Below are 16,113 nucleotides of genomic sequence, written 5' to 3'. Positions count from 1 at the left end.
CTTAAAGGCCGGAAAGGCCAAGGGCGGGATCGATTCCATCGAGTGCGTCGGCCAGCGCCTTGGCCTTGTTGGCGATTTGTTTGCGCTGGTCTGCGGTGACCGTGTCGTAGCTCGCGTAGCCGTCCTGGACCTTCAACCCATTGAGTTCCGCGTCGAGGGCGGTGATCGCGCTGTCGATCTTCGGCAGCAACTCGGCGGCGGATTTGGTCAGCAACGGGCGCAACAGGTCGACGACTTTGCGCGCAGCGAAGAGGTTGGAGGCGAAACCGTTCAGGTTGGTGTGGCTGTAGCGTTCTTCTTCACCGCTGCTGGCACGCACATCGGCGAGGCTGTGCAGATTGCGCACGACAATACTCACCAGTTGCTCCGGCGGCAGCGACTGGGCGAGCAGTTGCTGTTTGAGCGTGGTGACGTCGCTGCTCAAGCGCAGGGCAACCGGCGCCAGGCCGTCGAGATTGCGTTGCTGGAACAGCGCGTACTCGATGCGGTGGAAGCCGCTGAAGGCCGGATCCTGCTCGCGTTTCTCGAAGTAATCGGCGCGGGCATTGATGGCGTTGTCCAGTTCAGCCAGACGCTGGGCGGCCGGGGCGATCCGTTGATAGGCGGCGCGGGCGGGCACATACAGCGCTTGTGCCTGGCTCAGATCGCCAGCCGCGATGGCTTGCTCAAGGGCGGCGACGGCTTTGATCAGCGCGCTGCTTTGGCTGCTCAGGTAGACACGAAACTCGGACAACGGCCCCACGAACGCGACCATCGACGGTTTGGCCTTGGCGGCGGCGTCGGAAGCGGCGGTCGCCGTCACGTGCAGAGTGCCGCGCGGGTTACTCAGCAGTCCACAGGTGATCGCGTAGTCGCCGGGCAGCAGGTTGGCATTGATGACTTGGCTCAGGCCTGGCGCGATGTTTTCCCGTTCTTCGACCACCAGCACGCCGTCGAGGATCTCCCATTCCACCGCCCGGTCCGAGCGATTGACGATGCGGAAACTGGCGCGGCCTGCCGGAACGGTCAGCGCATTCGGCTCGCAGCTGTGCGAGTGAATGGTCACCACCACTTCGTCATGGTGGGGCTGGCGCTTGGCCGCCGCTATTTTCGAGGCGTAGTAGAACAGGCCACCGGCGGCGATCATCACGATCACCGAACCGGCCACCGCCCAGCGCAAGGCGCGGGGAGGCGAGGCCTGGGGAGGGGCTTGATTTGGCATGGGTGCCCTTACTGGCTGGAAACGGAAGAGGGTTGTTTAGCGAGTACGGGCGCAGGGAGAAAGAACATCACCAACGCCACTACCAGATAAATCAGATAAGCCCCGAGGGTGCTGACCGTCGGCGCGTCCTGGTAACCGAACATGCCGGCCATCACCGAACCTACCGGGCCGTCCATCGGCAGCGTTGCACTGAAGTCAAAAAGCACGGTTTGCAGGTGATTCCACAGACCGGCTTCATGCAGGGCCTGCACCGAGTTGGCCAGAATGCCGGCCGCCACCACGAGGATGAACAGACCGGTCCAGCGGAAGAACGCGCTGAGGTTCAGGCGCATGCTGCCGGTATAGATCAGGAACCCGACGATGACCGCCAGGATCAGGCCGAGGAGGGCACCGATCGGTGCCGCCGGGCCTTCGCTCTGCTGGAATACCGCGAGCAGGAAGAACACCGTCTCCAGACCTTCCCGGGCCACGGCGAAAAACACCATGGCGATCAGTGCCGTGACCTGGTGTTTGGAGCCGGTGAGCGCGTGGTCGAGGGAGACGTGCAGTGAGTGCTTGATCGAACGCGCCACTTTGCGCATCCAGAAGACCATGGAGCTGAGAATGCCGACGGCCACCAGGCCGACCACGCCTTCAAACAGTTCCTGTTGTTTCTGCGGAAATTCGGCGCTGACCAGCTCCAGGCCACCGCCCACCAGCAGGGCCAGCGCAACGGCGAGGAACACGCCGATCCACACCGCGGGCATCCACTGGCCACGGCCGGTCTGCTTGAGGTAGCTGGCGATGATGCCAACGATCAACGCGGCTTCAATGCCTTCGCGCAGCATGATCAGAAAAGGAACAAGCATTCAGCACCGACTCGGAATTAGATAGGGTGCTAAGTTGTAACATAATGACACTCATTCCCAAATGGCATTCATTGACATTTACCTGAACCTAACCTGAACAACTCTAAAGATCACCCCGTCCCCTGTAGGAGCGAGGCTTGCCCGCGAAGAACGATTACGCGGTTTCAGGGCAAGACCGAGTCGTCTGCTTCGCGGGCAAGTCGGATCGCCGCACCGCTCGCTCCTACAGGATTGGGTCGCTGTACGCTAATATGCCGGCACTCAAACAAGAACAAGGCCCACCTCGCTCAATGTCGGAAAAAGACACCATCGCCATTCAACTGGTGCGCGAAGCCCTGTTGCAAAGTTGCGCCCCTGGAGCCGCCACCGATGAGGTGTTGAACAAGGTCGGCATCGATCCGGCGCTGCTGCACACCAGCGATGCCCGCGTTCCGGCGACGGCGTATGCACGGCTTTGGCGCTTGCTGGCCCGGCGCGGGGACGATGAATTTTTTGGCATGGACCCGCGCAAGCTCAAATCCGGCAGTCTTGAGTTTCTCTGCCGCAGTTCGATGATCCAGCCGAGCCTGGCGGCCGGCCTGATGTCAGGCCTGAGCTTTCTGTCGTTGATGCTCGAACGCATGCCCGCGCAGCTGGTTCGTCAGCAAAGCCTGGCGGAGATCGTGTTGCTGGAAGACGATCAGGACCCGCGCCGTGCCTTCACCTATTTCACTTACTGGATGATCGTTCACGGCGTTGCCTGTTGGCTGGCCGGGCGGCGCATACCGATTCTGGCCATCGAATTGCGCTGTGCGGCGCCGGACTTCTGCGATGACTATCAGGTGATGTTCTCCGAGAACCTGCGTTTCGACCGGCCCCGCACGCGGATGATTTTCTCCGCCGATTGCCTGGGCCTGCCGATCAAGCGCAGCCCGGAAGAGCTCAAGCGGTTCCTGGCCCATGCGCCGGCGAATATTCTGGTCAAGTACCGCGACCCGGAAAGCCTGGCGAGCCGGATCAAGCATGATTTGCGCCAGTTGCCTGCTGAACAGTGGCCGGAGACCGAGCCTTTGGCGCAGCAACTGTGCATGTCGGCCTCGACCTTGCGTCGGCGGCTGGCGGAAGAAGGTCAGACCTATCAAGGGCTCAAGGACAGCGTGCGCAAGGAGTTGGCGATTGTGTGGCTGGCCGAACCGCACATCAGCTTCGCCGAAATCGCCACGCGGTTGGGATTTGCCGATGCGAGCTCGTTCTACAAGGCGTTTCGCAAGTGGTCGGGGTCGAATCCGGGGCATTATCGGAGTTTGATTCTTAACGAAGCCCACTGATCCGGGGTTTGGGTTGACTTGCCCGCGAAGGCGCCAGCACAGGCAAAACCTCTCTTGAACCTTGGCCAAACCAGTCAAACAACTTGATAGCTTTGACCATTGCCCCAATCCCCCCGCGGGGCGAGTATTTCTGTGGTTTTTACGGTTCCCCCAACCTAATAAAAATACAGAGGGATTCTGGCAATGCGCGAATACTTGTCTGCCACATCACAGTTCAATTATCAGCACACCGTCGACGCCGCCCTTGTCGGTGATTTGACTGCCCTCAACGCTTGCGTCGAGTGTTGCGACCGGCATGCCTTGCCGGGGCGCATTGCACTGTTCTGGGAAGGTCGCGACGGCGCCAGCGCGACGTACACCTTCAGCGACCTGCAGGACAAAGCCGCGCGGTTTGCCAACTTCCTCCTGGCCCAGGGCGTGAAAAAAGGCGACAAGGTTGCCGGCCTGCTGCCACGCAACATCGAATTGCTGATCACCGTCTTCGCCACTTGGCGCATCGGCGCGGTCTATCAGCCGCTGTTCACCGCCTTCGGCCCGAAAGCCATCGAGCACCGCCTCAGTTGCTCCGGGGCCAAAGTGGTGGTCACCGACGCGGTCAATCGACCCAAACTCGTTGAAGTCGCCGACTGCCCGACTATCGTTACCGTCGCCGGTGCGAAAGGCCAAGGCATCGTCCGTGGCGATTACAGTTTCTGGGCCGAACTGGCCAATCATTCCTCCAAGTGCGAACCGGTGTTGCTGACCGGCGAAGACCCGTTCCTGCTGATGTTCACCTCGGGCACCACCGGCCCGTCGAAAGCCCTGTCGGTGCCGCTCAAAGCCATCGTCGCTTTCCAGAGCTACACCCGCGACGCCGTGGACCTGCGCCCCGAAGATGCGTTCTGGAACGTGGCCGATCCGGGCTGGGCCTACGGCATCTATTTCGGCGTCACCGGGCCCATGGCGATGGGGCATCCGATCACGTTTTACGATGGCCCGTTCACCCTCGAAAGCACCTGCCGGGTCATCAACAAATACGGCATCACCAACCTCACCGGGTCACCAACGGTCTACCGCTTGCTGATTGCCGGTGGCGACGAATTTGCCAAGTCGATCAAGGGCAAATTGCGCATCGTCAGCAGCGCCGGTGAGCCGCTGAACCCGGAGGTGATCCGCTGGTTCGCCGACAACCTCGGCGTGGTTATTCATGACCATTACGGCCAGACCGAACTGGGCATGGTCCTGTGCAACCACCATGGCCTGGAACATCCAATCCACATAGGCGCCGCCGGTTTTGCTTCGCCGGGCCACCGCATCGTGGTGCTCGACGATGAATACAAGGAACTCGGCGTCGGCCAGCCAGGCATTCTTGCCATCGACCGCACCCAGTCGCCGATGTGCTGGTTCGCCGGATATGAAGGCGCGCCGACCAAAGCCTTCGTTGGCAACTATTACCTGAGTGGTGACACCGTCGAGTGGAACCCGGACGGCAGCATCAGTTTCGTCGGCCGCAGCGATGACGTGATTACCACTTCCGGCTACCGCGTCGGCCCGTTCGATGTGGAAAGTGCGTTGATCGAACACCCGTCAGTGATCGAAGCCGCCGTCGTTGGCAAGCCCGATCCGGAACGCACCGAACTGGTCAAAGCCTTCGTGGTGATTTGTGAGCAATACCGCCCGACACCGGAGCTGGCCGAAGAACTGCGCCAACACGTGCGCAAGCGCCTGGCGGCGCATTCGTACCCGCGTGAAATCGAATTTGTCAGCGAGTTGCCGAAAACCCCAAGCGGCAAATTGCAGCGCTTTATCTTGCGCAACCATGAAATCGCCAAGGCTCAAGAGGCCGCGGTGAAGAACGTTCAAGCTTGAATCAAGGACACAATGATGCAGATCGAAAACAAGGTTTTTCTCGTCACCGGCGGTGCCTCGGGCCTCGGTGCGGCCACCGCTGAAATGCTGGTCGCGGCCGGCGCCAAAGTAATGCTGGTGGACATGAACGCCGAGGCGGTTGCGACCCAGGCTGAACGTCTCGGCGCGCAAAGCGTAGTGGCCGACATCAGCGACGAATCAGCCGCCGAAGCCGCGGTCAAGGCGACGGTAAAAGCCTTCGGCGGCCTCAACGGTCTGGTCAATTGCGCCGGCATCGTGCGTGGCGAGAAGATCCTCGGCAAGAACGGCCCGCACGCTTTGGCCAGTTTCAGCCAGGTGATCAACGTCAATCTGATCGGCAGCTTCAATATGCTGCGTCTGGCTTCGGCGGCCATCGCCGAAACCGAAGCGGATGCTGACGGTGAGCGCGGCGTGATCATCAACACCGCCTCGGCGGCGGCCTATGACGGCCAGATCGGCCAGGCTGCGTATGCCGCGTCCAAAGGCGCAATCGTCAGCCTGACCTTGCCCGCCGCCCGTGAACTGGCGCGTTTCGGCATCCGCGTGATGACCATCGCCCCCGGCATTTTTGAAACGCCGATGATGGCCGGCATGACCCCGGAAGTCCGCGCTTCCCTGGCGGCCGGTGTGCCGTTCCCGCCACGTCTGGGCAAACCGGGCGAGTATGCCGCGCTGGTCAGGCATATCATTGAAAACAGCATGCTCAATGGCGAGGTGATCCGTCTCGACGGTGCCTTGCGCATGGCCGCCAAGTAAGGAGATTTGTCATGACTATTGCCAACGATCCCATCGTTATCGTCAGCGCTGTCCGCACCCCGATGGGCGGTTTTCAGGGCGAACTGAAAAGCCTGACCGCACCGCAACTGGGTGCTGCCGCGATTCGCGCGGCGGTCGAGCGCGCTGGTATTGCGCCTGAGTCGGTCGAAGAAGTGCTCTTTGGCTGCGTATTGCCCGCAGGGCTTGGTCAGGCACCGGCGCGGCAAGCTGCGCTGGGTGCGGGGCTGGATAAATCGACCCGCTGCACCACCCTGAACAAGATGTGCGGCTCGGGCATGGAAGCAGCGATTCTGGCCCACGACATGCTCGTTGCCGGCAGCGCTGACGTGGTTGTCGCGGGCGGCATGGAAAGCATGTCCAACGCGCCGTACCTGCTGGACCGCGCTCGCAGCGGTTACCGCATGGGCCATGGCCGCGTGCTCGACTCCATGTTCCTCGACGGTCTGGAAGATGCCTACGACAAAGGCCGCCTGATGGGCACCTTCGCCGAGGATTGCGCCGAAACCAACGGTTTCAGCCGCGAAGCTCAGGACGCATTCGCCATTGCCTCGACCACCCGCGCGCAGCAGGCGATCAAGGACGGCAGCTTCAAGGACGAGATCGTGCCGATTACCGTGACTGTCGGTAAAGAGCAGGTGCTGATCAGCAACGACGAACAACCACCGAAAGCCAAACTGGACAAGATTACCTCGCTGAAACCGGCGTTCCGCGAAGGCGGCACAGTGACAGCGGCCAACTCCAGTTCGATCTCCGACGGCGCGGCTGCATTGGTGCTGATGCGCCGTTCCGAAGCACATAAACAAGGTCTCAAACCGCTGGCGGTGATTCACGGCCACGCTGCGTTTGCCGATACCCCGGGCCTGTTCCCGGTCGCACCGGTGGGCGCAATCAAGAAGCTGATGAAGAAAACCGGATGGTCCGTGGACGACGTCGAGCTGTTCGAAGTCAACGAAGCGTTCGCGGTGGTCAGTCTGGTGACCATGACCAAACTGGAAATCCCCCACGAGAAGATCAACGTGCACGGCGGCGCTTGCGCCCTCGGCCACCCGATCGGTGCGTCTGGTGCGCGGATTCTCGTGACCCTGCTCTCGGCCCTGCGCCAGAAAGGCCTGAAACGCGGCGTTGCAGCGATCTGCATCGGCGGCGGTGAAGCCACGGCCATGGCTGTGGAATGCCTGTACTAGGCCAACCTCACCCCTGTGGGAGCCAGCCTGCTGGCGATGACGGTGTGTCATAAAAGTAGATATTGACTGACACGACGCCATCGCCAGCAGGCTGGCTCCCACAGAGTTTTGTGCCGTACTCCGGATTTTAAGGATTCACCATGATTCCCAACGACGAACAACTTCAGATCAGCGACGCCGCCCGGCAGTTTGCCCAGGAACGATTGAAACCGTTCGCCGCCGAGTGGGACCGCGAACACCGCTTCCCCAAGGAAGCCATCGGTGAGATGGCCGAACTGGGCTTCTTCGGCATGCTGGTGCCGGAGGAGTGGGGCGGTTGCGACACCGGTTACCTGGCCTACGCCATGGCCCTGGAAGAAATCGCCGCCGGTGACGGCGCCTGCTCGACGATCATGAGCGTTCACAACTCAGTGGGTTGCGTACCGATCCTCAAGTACGGCAACGACGATCAGAAAGAACGCTTTCTCAAGCCACTGGCCAGCGGCGCGATGCTCGGCGCCTTTGCCCTGACCGAACCGCAGGCAGGCTCCGACGCCAGCGGCCTGAAAACCCGTGCGCGTCTGGAAGGCGATCACTACGTGCTCAACGGCTGCAAGCAGTTCATCACTTCCGGGCAGAACGCCGGTGTGGTGATCGTGTTTGCTGTCACCGACCCGAGCGCCGGCAAGCGCGGCATCACGGCGCTGATCGTGCCGACCGATTCACCGGGCTACAAAGTCGCACGGGTTGAAGACAAACTCGGTCAGCACGCCTCCGACACTTGTCAGATCCTGTTCGAAGACGTGAAAGTCCCGGTGGCCAATCGACTGGGTGAGGAGGGCGAAGGTTACCGGATCGCCTTGGCCAACCTCGAAGGCGGCCGCGTCGGCATCGCCTCGCAATCGGTTGGCATGGCCCGCGCTGCGTTTGAAGCGGCCCGCGATTACGCCCGTGAGCGTGAGAGCTTCGGCAAGCCGATCATCGAACACCAGGCGGTCGCGTTCCGTCTGGCAGACATGGCGACCCAGATTGCCGTCGCCCGGCAAATGGTGCATTACGCAGCGGCATTACGGGACAGCGGCAAACCGGCCTTGGTCGAAGCGTCCATGGCCAAGCTGTTCGCCTCGGAAATGGCCGAGAAGGTCTGCTCCTCAGCGTTGCAAACCCTAGGCGGTTACGGTTATCTGAACGACTTCCCGCTGGAGAGGATCTACCGCGACGTGCGGGTGTGCCAGATCTACGAAGGCACCAGCGATATTCAGCGCATGGTTATTTCGCGCAATCTTTAAAAAGAACCTGTAGCAGCTGTCGAGTGAAACGAGGCTGCGATCTTTTGAGGTTGTTTTAACGAGCAAGATCAACGGAACGCAGCCTCGTTTCACTCGACAGCTGCTACAGAGATCGAGCTTTTTGTAAAACAGGAGTTGGTTATGAGTTACGAAACGATTTTGCTGGAAACCCACGGTCGTGTAGGCCTGATCACCCTCAACCGTCCGCAGGCGCTGAACGCGCTGAATGCGCAGATCGTCAGCGAACTGAACCACGCCCTCGATGGCCTGGAAGCCGATTCGAACATCGGCTGCATCGTGCTGACCGGCTCGAAAAAAGCCTTCGCCGCCGGCGCCGACATCAAGGAAATGGCCGAGCTGACCTACCCACAGATCTACCTCGACGACCTGTTCAGCGACAGCGATCGCGTGGCCAACCGCCGCAAGCCGATCATTGCCGCGGTCAACGGTTTCGCCCTGGGTGGTGGCTGTGAACTGGCGCTGATGTGCGATTTCATTCTGGCCGGCGACAATGCGAAATTCGGCCAGCCGGAAATCAACCTCGGTGTGCTGCCGGGTATGGGCGGCACCCAACGCCTGACCCGCGCCGTTGGCAAGGCCAAGGCCATGGAAATGTGCCTGAGCGGACGTTTGATTGATGCGGTAGAAGCCGAGCGCTGCGGGATCGTCGCGCGAATCGTGCCGGCGGATGAACTGCTGGAAGAAGCGCTTAAAGTGGCGGCGTTGATCGCCAAGAAGTCGCTGCCGATTGCGATGATGGTCAAGGAAAGCGTCAACCGCGCGTTTGAGGTGAGCCTGTCGGAAGGTGTGCGCTTTGAGCGCCGGGTGTTCCATGCGGCGTTTGCGACGCAGGATCAGAAGGAAGGAATGGCGGCGTTTATTGCCAAGCGTGAGGCGGAGTTCATCGGTAAATAAAACGGCGTTTTCAATGACGCCTTCGCGGGCAAGCCACGCTCCTACAGGTTATCGGTGTTCGCATGAACGACTCGTAACCTTGTAGGAGCGAGGCTTGCCCGCGAAGCTTTTAAGGCTTCAAACCAAGTAGTGCTTCAACTCCCGGGCAATCACCATCCGCTGAATCTCGCTCGACCCTTCATAAATCTGCGTAATCCGCGCATCTCGGTAATAGCGCTCCACCGGATAATCTTCCAGATAGCCATACCCGCCATGAATCTGCATTGCCGACGAGCAGACCTTCTCGGCCATTTCCGATGCAAACAGCTTGGCCTGCGAAGCCTCGGACAGGCACGGCTTGCCGGCACTGCGCAACCGCGCCGCATGCAGGATCAGCAAGCGCGCCGCGTTCAGCCGGGTGTGCATATCAGCGAGCATATTGGCGATGCTCTGGTGCTCGATGATCGGTTTGTCGAACTGCACCCGGTCCCGCGAATACGCCAGCGCGGCTTCGAACGCCGCCCGGGCAATGCCCAACGCTTGCGCGGCGATGCCGATGCGGCCGCCTTCGAGGTTGGACAGGGCGATGGCCAGCCCCTTGCCGCGATCACCCAACAGGTTGGCTTCGGGAATCGTGCAGTTGTTTAACGTCACCGCGCAGGTATCGGAGGCGCGAATGCCCATTTTGTGTTCGGTGCGGTCGACGATAAAACCGGCGGTGTCGGTGGGTACCAGGAACGCCGAGATGCCGCGTTTGCCCAAGTCCGGATCGGTGACGGCAAACACAATCGCCAGTTTTGCCCGCTTGCCATTGCTCACGAACTGTTTGGCGCCGTTGATCACCCATTGGCCGTCGCGCAGTTCGGCGCGGGTGCGCAGGTTGTGTGCTTCGGAGCCGGCTTGAGGCTCGGTCAGGCAGAAGCAGCCGATCGCCTGGCCGCTGGCCAGATCTGGCAGCCAAGTCTGTTTCTGTTCTTCGGTGCCGTAGTTGAGCACCGGGCCGCAGCCCACGGAATTGTGGATGCTCATCAACGCGCCCGTGGCGCCGTCGCCGGCCGAAATCTCTTCCACCGCCAGGGCGTAGGCGACGTAGTCGACATAGGTGCCGCCCCATTCTTCCGGCACCACCATGCCCAGCAGGCCCAGTTCACCCATCTTCGCCACCAGACCGTCATCGATCCAGCCGGCCTTCTCCCAGGCTTGCGCATGGGGCGCGATTTCGCCGCGGGCAAAGTCCCGGGCCATGTCGCGGATCATGACTTGCTCTTCGCTCAACTCGATATCGTGCATGGTTCAGTTCCCACTCTGTTCAAAACCGCTGAAGAAACTCGCGACGTGCTCGGCGTCCAGCGCCTGCAAGGTCGGCGGGTTCCAGCGCGGTTGCTTGTCTTTATCGATCAGCAAGGCGCGCACGCCTTCGATCAGGTCGCCGCGCGCGAACCACTGACGGTCAAGGTGCAGCTCAAGGGCGAAACAGTCTTCAAGACTCAAGTGCCGACCACGGCGCAGCATTTCCAGGGTGACGCCCATCGCCAGCGGCGAACGGCTCTCCAGCAGGTCGGCGGTGGACTTGGCCCATTCATGGCTGTCGGCGACCGTGACTTCACGCAGTTGCTCAACAATACTCGGCACATCGGGCAGGGCGAAGAAATGGTCGATGGCCGGGCGCAACGCGCTCAGTGGCGCATCGGGAAGTTGTTGGACTGCGAGCTTCGCCAGCAGACCTTGAAGGTCCTTTAGCGGCGTTTCGTGCCATTCGAGCTGATCGAGGTGCTCGTCGAGGGTGCTGAGTTTTTCGCTTTCCAGATACCAGTCGGCCAGGCCGCAATAAAGCGCATCGGCTGCGCGAATCTGCACGCCGCTGACGCCCAGGTAAATCCCCAATTCCCCCGGAACCCGTGGCAGGAAATGACTGCCACCCACGTCCGGAAAATAACCGATGGCCACTTCCGGCATCGCCAGACGGCTCTTCTCGGTGACCACCCGCAAATCAGCGCCTTGCACCAGGCCCATGCCGCCGCCCAGGACAAAACCGTCCATCAGGGCCAACACGGGTTTGCGGTAGTGGTGAATGGTGAGGTCGAGGGCGTATTCCTCGACGAAGAAATCTTCGTGCAGCGTGTCGCCGCTTTTGAAACTGTCATACAGCGAGCGAATATCGCCGCCGGCACAGAACGCTTTCTCGCCGGCACCGCGCAAGACCACTGCGTGAACCTGCGGATCCTGCACCCAGGCGTCGAGCTGGCGCTGCAGGTGGCGGACCATGTCCAGGGTAATTGCGTTGAGGCCGGCGGGGCGATTGAGGGTCAGGTGACCGATGTGGTTGCGGACCTCGGCCAGCACTTCGTTTTGCATGGCATCCATGGACGAAGTTCCCTTCGATGAAACCTGAGCAGTCATCACTAACTCCCTGCTTTTATTGTTCTTTATAGAGAAGCTCGCGCGCGAGCGATCCCGGATCGTACCAGTGCAAATTTGTGATGTACAACTGGGATATATGCAGGTGCTTCCTGCATATTTGCATGGCTCTTAAAGTGGGAGGAGTGCGGTCAGGAGCTGTGGCTCAGGACTTCACCAATACTGCGACGTTTGGCACGCAACTCACTGATATCGATCAGTTGTTCAAGGTCTTCCGGCAGACATCGAAGAACGCTTCTGTTTCAGCTCAGATGAGAATTAAACAGCGTTGTTTAATAGACATCTCCAGACACTCTCTCAGGCTACACATCCTTGCGCCGTTACCTACGACTGCGCCAGAATCCGCCGGCTTGTGCGCCTTGGTCCTGGGTTTTATCGTTTCCCCGTCGCTGAAGAACAGCGATGGGGGGTTGGTAGCCCCGGGGTTCATGTGAGGTGCTAAGCATCACCATTTACGGCGTTTTTTCGTCTCTGTTTTATGGTGGTCATGCACAGGGCGTCCTCGGGCGCGCCGGTCTCCTCACATCCCGGTCTACCAACCTGTGCATGGCCACCACCCGTCGTTTGGTAGCGAGGGCGGTGGCTCCCAAATACGATGAGAGGAGTTTCACCTATGTTCAAACCAACACCCAATCCACCCGAAACGGACGACGTTTCCCCCACGAATCCATTGATTCCAAAAAACTCAACGAGGCCGCCGAACGCGCTCTCGACTTCCACTTCCCGTCCAATGCCGACATCAAAGCCACCCCGCGAACACGCAGTACCCTGTTTTCCGTAGACCCACAGGCCACGACCGAAACCCTGGCGGTGCATCTGGTCGAGACGCTGGCCTCGGTCGACGTGATGGTGCACCAGTTGGTGGATCATCTGGAGGGTGAGTCGCGTTACGCGCTTTTGGGTATTTCCAATAGCATCATGATGGCGGAGATCACGGCGAACCGGGTGCTGGATAACGTCGGCCCGCAGGGTTAAGCAGATTCCGTAGACCGCACCTATCTGTGGCGAGGGGGTTTACCCCCGTTTGGCTGCGCAGCCGTCGTAAATCCTTGTTCACGCGGTTTAACTGCCAAAGCTGCGGTGTATGGATTTGGGGTCGCTTCGCGGCCCAGCGGGGATAAATCCCCTCGCCACAGGGGTTTCAGCGCTTTGAAGTACAGAGTTCAGTGACGTTATGTGCGACGCGACAACACTTCACCAATACTGCGACGTTTGGCATGCAACTCACTGATATGGATCAGCTGTTCAAGGTCCTCCGAGGTGACATCGAAGAACGCTTCCATCTCCGCCAGGGCCAGTTTCAAGTCCTGAGCGGTAATGGCCAGGCTGTCGATCGGCGGATGATCGGCCGGCACCACGGCCACCGGCTCGCTGGCACGTTTGGGGTAGCGAATGCGCGTCAGGTTGTTGTACGCCAAGGCGCTGAGCAGCAGGGTCGATGCGCCGAGCATCACCGGGCCGAGGGCTTTCCAGTCCAGCGCGATGGTCGCCGGGTCTGCCAGGACCAACAACAGCGCCAAGGCTCCGGCCGGTGGGTGCAGGCAACGCAGCCAGCACATCAGAATCAGCGCCATGCCGGCCGCCAGGCATGCGCTGCCGAGGGTTCGTCCGAGTACGTGAGCGACCAGCAGCGAAACGACGCCGGCACTCAAATATCCGGCAAGAATCGACCACGGCTGGGCGAGCGCGCCGGAGGAAACGGCGAACAGCAACACGGCGGATGCGCCCAGCGGCCCGATCAAATGCTGGGCCACTTCCATGCCGAACACTTGCGCGCACAGCCAGACGCTGAACAGCGTGCCCAGGGACATGCCGATAGCGGCACGGCTCCACTCGGTGGGGCGGGTGTTGATGGCGGCAGGTAACCAGCGAGCGAGCATGAGGCAAACGATCCGTTGGCTAAAATCCAGGAAAAAAAAAGGCTTAACTGGGAAACCCAGAAAGCCCTTGAAGGTGTTCCAACTATTGGGGGAGGAACGAGGCACAGTGTGCCGTTCATTCCCAACACTGACAAATTCATATTAATGCAGTTTGAGTGCATTATTTTTGCTGTAAAGCGACTCGGCGACCGCTCATGAAACACATACACCCGCCCATGGCCGTCAGCGCGCTCAGTGCGTAAAACATCGTCGGCGCCGGTGTGTGCATCAGCAGGAAACCGCAAATCACCGGGCTTAGCGCACCACCGAGGGCCGCGAGGTTCTGTGCACCGTAGTAACTTCCGCGCAGTTCTTCCGGGGCCAGGGTGTCGACGAAGAGGAATTCGGCGGGGTAAATGATCATTTCACCGAGGGTGAAAATGAACATCGCCACGCACCAGCTCATCAGGCTGTCGGCCAGACTGAAGCCGATCAGCCCGACGATAAACAGGCTGGTGCCGCCGGCGATCCAGTAACGCAGCTGTTCGCGCTTGAGGAAACGGCCGATCTGGTATTGCAGCAGGATCACGCTGATGGCGTTGCAGGCGAGCAGAGCGGCCATGGTTTCCAGCGCCCGCTTGGAATCATGGGTTACCAGCAAGTATTGCGACAAGTACAGGGTGAATCGACCGTGGACCACGGTACTGAGCAGGCAACCACAGGTGAACATGATCAGCGTGCGGTCGTTCTTCAGGGTGATCAGCGTCTTGAGAAAACTCTGGGGCTGGCCGATTGCGGGTGTCTGCGCCGAATCCTTGGGGATTCCGATCATCAGGAAGATACTGAAAAATGCGATGCCGCCGGCAATCAGGAACGGCGCAATCGGGTACACGCCGGCAATCACCACACCGAGCATCGGGCCGGTGGCGTAGCCGATGTTGGTCAGGGTGTAGCGCAGGGAAAACGCCTTGGCGCGTTGGCCAATCGGCAGGTTTTCGCTGAGGATCGCCTTAGAGCCGATCAGGAACAGCGCCGAGGCGGTTTCGGTGATGACCAGGGTGGCGGTGGTCAGGTAGAGGTTTTCGGCGAAGGTCAGCAGCACGAAGCCAATTGCGCTGGAGAGCATCGCAAGGATCAGCAGTCGACGCTTCTCGAGGCGGTCGATGATGTAGCCGCCGTAGAGCGCGAGCAGGGTGGCGATGAACACCGCGATGCCCAGCAGCAAACCGACGTCCTGTTGGTTGAGGCCGAGCTTGTTGCTCAGGAACAGCGTGAGCAACGGGCTGGTGATGGCGCGGCTGACGACGATGGTCAGCGAAACGATCATCAACCGGCGGATTACGAGCGAGTAAGTGGCCACGGTGGGGCAAATGTCCTTATTCAGATTTTTTTGTGTTCGACGTGGAACCGAGTCGCCTTCATTCGCGGGCAAGCCTCGCTCCTACGGGTTGTTGGTGTCCGCATGATCAACGCATGACCTGTAGGAGCGAGGCTTGCCCGCGAAGAGGCCCGCACAGGCAAAACACCGATTCAAGCGTGTCCAGCCGCCACAATTTTTCGAGCAATTCTTAACGGATTCCCCGGCGCGCCCAAGGGTGGGTCGACACAAAGACTCGCCTGCCGACCGTCCACGGTCCGCACGCGGATGACGGGCTCGCCATCCTCTGACAGTTGCGGATCCACTTCAAGACGAATGCGCGACATCCAGTCAGCAATCCGAGGGTCGCCCCGTTGTGCCTCGTCGTAGGCCTACAGCCGGCAATGACCATGAACCAGCCGGGCGGCGAGGGCATACGGCAAACTCATCTGTGCCGCCACGAGCGTGCTGACATCCTGCCCACCGCACATATACTGAAGAAAGCCGCACAACGAGAATTCGATGTGATCGGCGCCGACCTGCAGTTGATCCATTAGCAACCCCAACGCATCGCACACCGCCGTTCGCCGGGTAAACCGTGAACGGTTTCGTCGTTCAAAACCTTGGTTAAACGTGGGCCGACTTCAGCAGGCCCCAATGTTTCAAAGCCCATGCGCCGATAAAACGCTTCATTCCATGGCACATCGCGAAACGTGGTCAGGGTCAGACCCTGGAGTTCTCGATCCCGGGCACATTCAATGGCCGCTAACAGCAACTTTCGTCCTGCGCCCCGCCCTTGAAAGTATTGGCTGACGGACAGTTCGTGAATATGCAGTTCGTTGTCGATTTCAACCGCACTGACAAATCCCATCACAGCGCCATCGACCGATTGCGCCACCCAAAAGTCATCCGTCTCGATTGCCCGTTGATGGTGTTCAGTATCGGGCACCGCAGCGTCGGCGAGCCAGGCCAGTGAAGGGTCACAACGAAATAGCTCCGCCGCCGAGCGCTCGATGGCGGGGAGGGCGGTGGCGTCGTCAAAGTGGGCACGGCGGACAATAAAATTCATGCGCACGACTGTAGCAGCTGCCGAGCAACGCGAGGCTGCGTTCGGCGACGAAGTCGTCGTAA

General features: G+C 60.3%; 13 protein-coding genes and 3 pseudogenes. 7 read left to right on the top strand and 9 right to left on the bottom strand.

Annotated elements, in window-relative coordinates:
* Position 1: 1 nt before the first annotated feature.
* Positions 2–1,201: an iron uptake system protein EfeO gene (efeO, locus tag ACA051_RS15950; RefSeq protein ID WP_497370791.1), complete on the bottom strand. Its 1,200-nt coding sequence runs from the start codon at positions 1,199–1,201 to the stop codon at positions 2–4.
* A gap of 8 nt (positions 1,202–1,209) precedes the next feature.
* A complete protein-coding gene (gene efeU / locus ACA051_RS15945) occupies positions 1,210–2,049 on the bottom strand; it encodes an iron uptake transporter permease EfeU (protein WP_497370789.1) in 840 nt (279 codons plus the stop codon).
* A 290-nt stretch (positions 2,050–2,339) separates the two neighbouring features.
* Here efeU and ACA051_RS15940 point away from each other — a divergent pair, with 290 nt between their 5' ends.
* The 6 genes from ACA051_RS15940 (at position 2,340) to ACA051_RS15915 (ending at position 9,369) form a co-directional block, all read left to right on the top strand.
* Positions 2,340–3,356, top strand: a complete 1,017-nt coding sequence (locus ACA051_RS15940; RefSeq protein WP_497370787.1) for an AraC family transcriptional regulator — start codon at positions 2,340–2,342, stop codon at positions 3,354–3,356.
* A gap of 183 nt (positions 3,357–3,539) precedes the next feature.
* Positions 3,540–5,204: an AMP-binding protein gene (locus ACA051_RS15935; RefSeq protein ID WP_497370785.1), complete on the top strand. Its 1,665-nt coding sequence runs from the start codon at positions 3,540–3,542 to the stop codon at positions 5,202–5,204.
* 15 nt (positions 5,205–5,219) lie between these two features.
* The gene (locus ACA051_RS15930; RefSeq protein ID WP_497303013.1) at positions 5,220–5,981 is read left to right on the top strand and encodes a 3-hydroxyacyl-CoA dehydrogenase; all 762 of its coding nucleotides are present in this window, start codon (positions 5,220–5,222) and stop codon (positions 5,979–5,981) included.
* Positions 5,982–5,992: 11 nt separating this feature from the next.
* Positions 5,993–7,186 carry an acetyl-CoA C-acyltransferase gene (locus ACA051_RS15925; RefSeq protein ID WP_497303011.1) on the top strand — a complete coding sequence of 398 codons (1,194 nt, stop codon included), beginning with the start codon at positions 5,993–5,995 and terminating at the stop codon, positions 7,184–7,186.
* 140 nt (positions 7,187–7,326) lie between these two features.
* Positions 7,327–8,454 carry an acyl-CoA dehydrogenase gene (locus ACA051_RS15920; RefSeq protein ID WP_109631727.1) on the top strand — a complete coding sequence of 376 codons (1,128 nt, stop codon included), beginning with the start codon at positions 7,327–7,329 and terminating at the stop codon, positions 8,452–8,454.
* Positions 8,455–8,595: 141 nt separating this feature from the next.
* A complete protein-coding gene (locus ACA051_RS15915; RefSeq protein WP_497303009.1) occupies positions 8,596–9,369 on the top strand; it encodes an enoyl-CoA hydratase in 774 nt (257 codons plus the stop codon).
* Positions 9,370–9,486: 117 nt separating this feature from the next.
* Here the strand turns inward: ACA051_RS15915 and ACA051_RS15910 are convergent, their stop codons facing one another.
* From ACA051_RS15910 to ACA051_RS15900, 3 genes and pseudogenes are all read right to left on the bottom strand, one after another.
* Entirely contained in the window at positions 9,487–10,638 is a 1,152-nt protein-coding gene (locus ACA051_RS15910) for an acyl-CoA dehydrogenase family protein (protein WP_497303005.1), read from the bottom strand.
* A gap of 3 nt (positions 10,639–10,641) precedes the next feature.
* Entirely contained in the window at positions 10,642–11,748 is a 1,107-nt protein-coding gene (locus ACA051_RS15905; protein WP_497370783.1) for an enoyl-CoA hydratase/isomerase family protein, read from the bottom strand.
* A 149-nt stretch (positions 11,749–11,897) separates the two neighbouring features.
* Positions 11,898–12,013: pseudogene (locus ACA051_RS15900) on the bottom strand (HPP family protein); the annotation flags it as partial.
* A gap of 366 nt (positions 12,014–12,379) precedes the next feature.
* Between ACA051_RS15900 and ACA051_RS15895 the strand changes: the two are divergent.
* Positions 12,380–12,741, top strand: a pseudogene (locus ACA051_RS15895) (DUF6124 family protein).
* A gap of 197 nt (positions 12,742–12,938) precedes the next feature.
* On the opposite strand, the gene ACA051_RS15890 reads toward ACA051_RS15895, so the two are convergent.
* From ACA051_RS15890 to ACA051_RS15875, 4 genes and pseudogenes are all read right to left on the bottom strand, one after another.
* Positions 12,939–13,646 carry an HPP family protein gene (locus tag ACA051_RS15890; protein WP_497303001.1) on the bottom strand — a complete coding sequence of 236 codons (708 nt, stop codon included), beginning with the start codon at positions 13,644–13,646 and terminating at the stop codon, positions 12,939–12,941.
* A gap of 160 nt (positions 13,647–13,806) precedes the next feature.
* The gene (locus ACA051_RS15885) at positions 13,807–14,985 is read right to left on the bottom strand and encodes an MFS transporter (protein ID WP_497302999.1); all 1,179 of its coding nucleotides are present in this window, start codon (positions 14,983–14,985) and stop codon (positions 13,807–13,809) included.
* Positions 14,986–15,091: 106 nt separating this feature from the next.
* Positions 15,092–15,554, bottom strand: a pseudogene (locus tag ACA051_RS15880) (MmgE/PrpD family protein); the annotation flags it as partial.
* Positions 15,536–16,051, bottom strand: coding sequence for a GNAT family N-acetyltransferase (locus ACA051_RS15875; RefSeq protein ID WP_497375579.1), 516 nt, complete (start codon positions 16,049–16,051; stop codon positions 15,536–15,538). The pseudogene ACA051_RS15880 and the gene ACA051_RS15875, both read right to left, overlap by 19 nt.
* Between the last annotated feature and the right edge of the window lie 62 nt (positions 16,052–16,113).

The organism is Pseudomonas sp. LBUM1669, assembly GCF_059695705.1.
The sequence above is the reverse complement of the archived record's forward strand: the minus strand, read 5'-3'. Positions and strand labels throughout refer to the sequence as shown.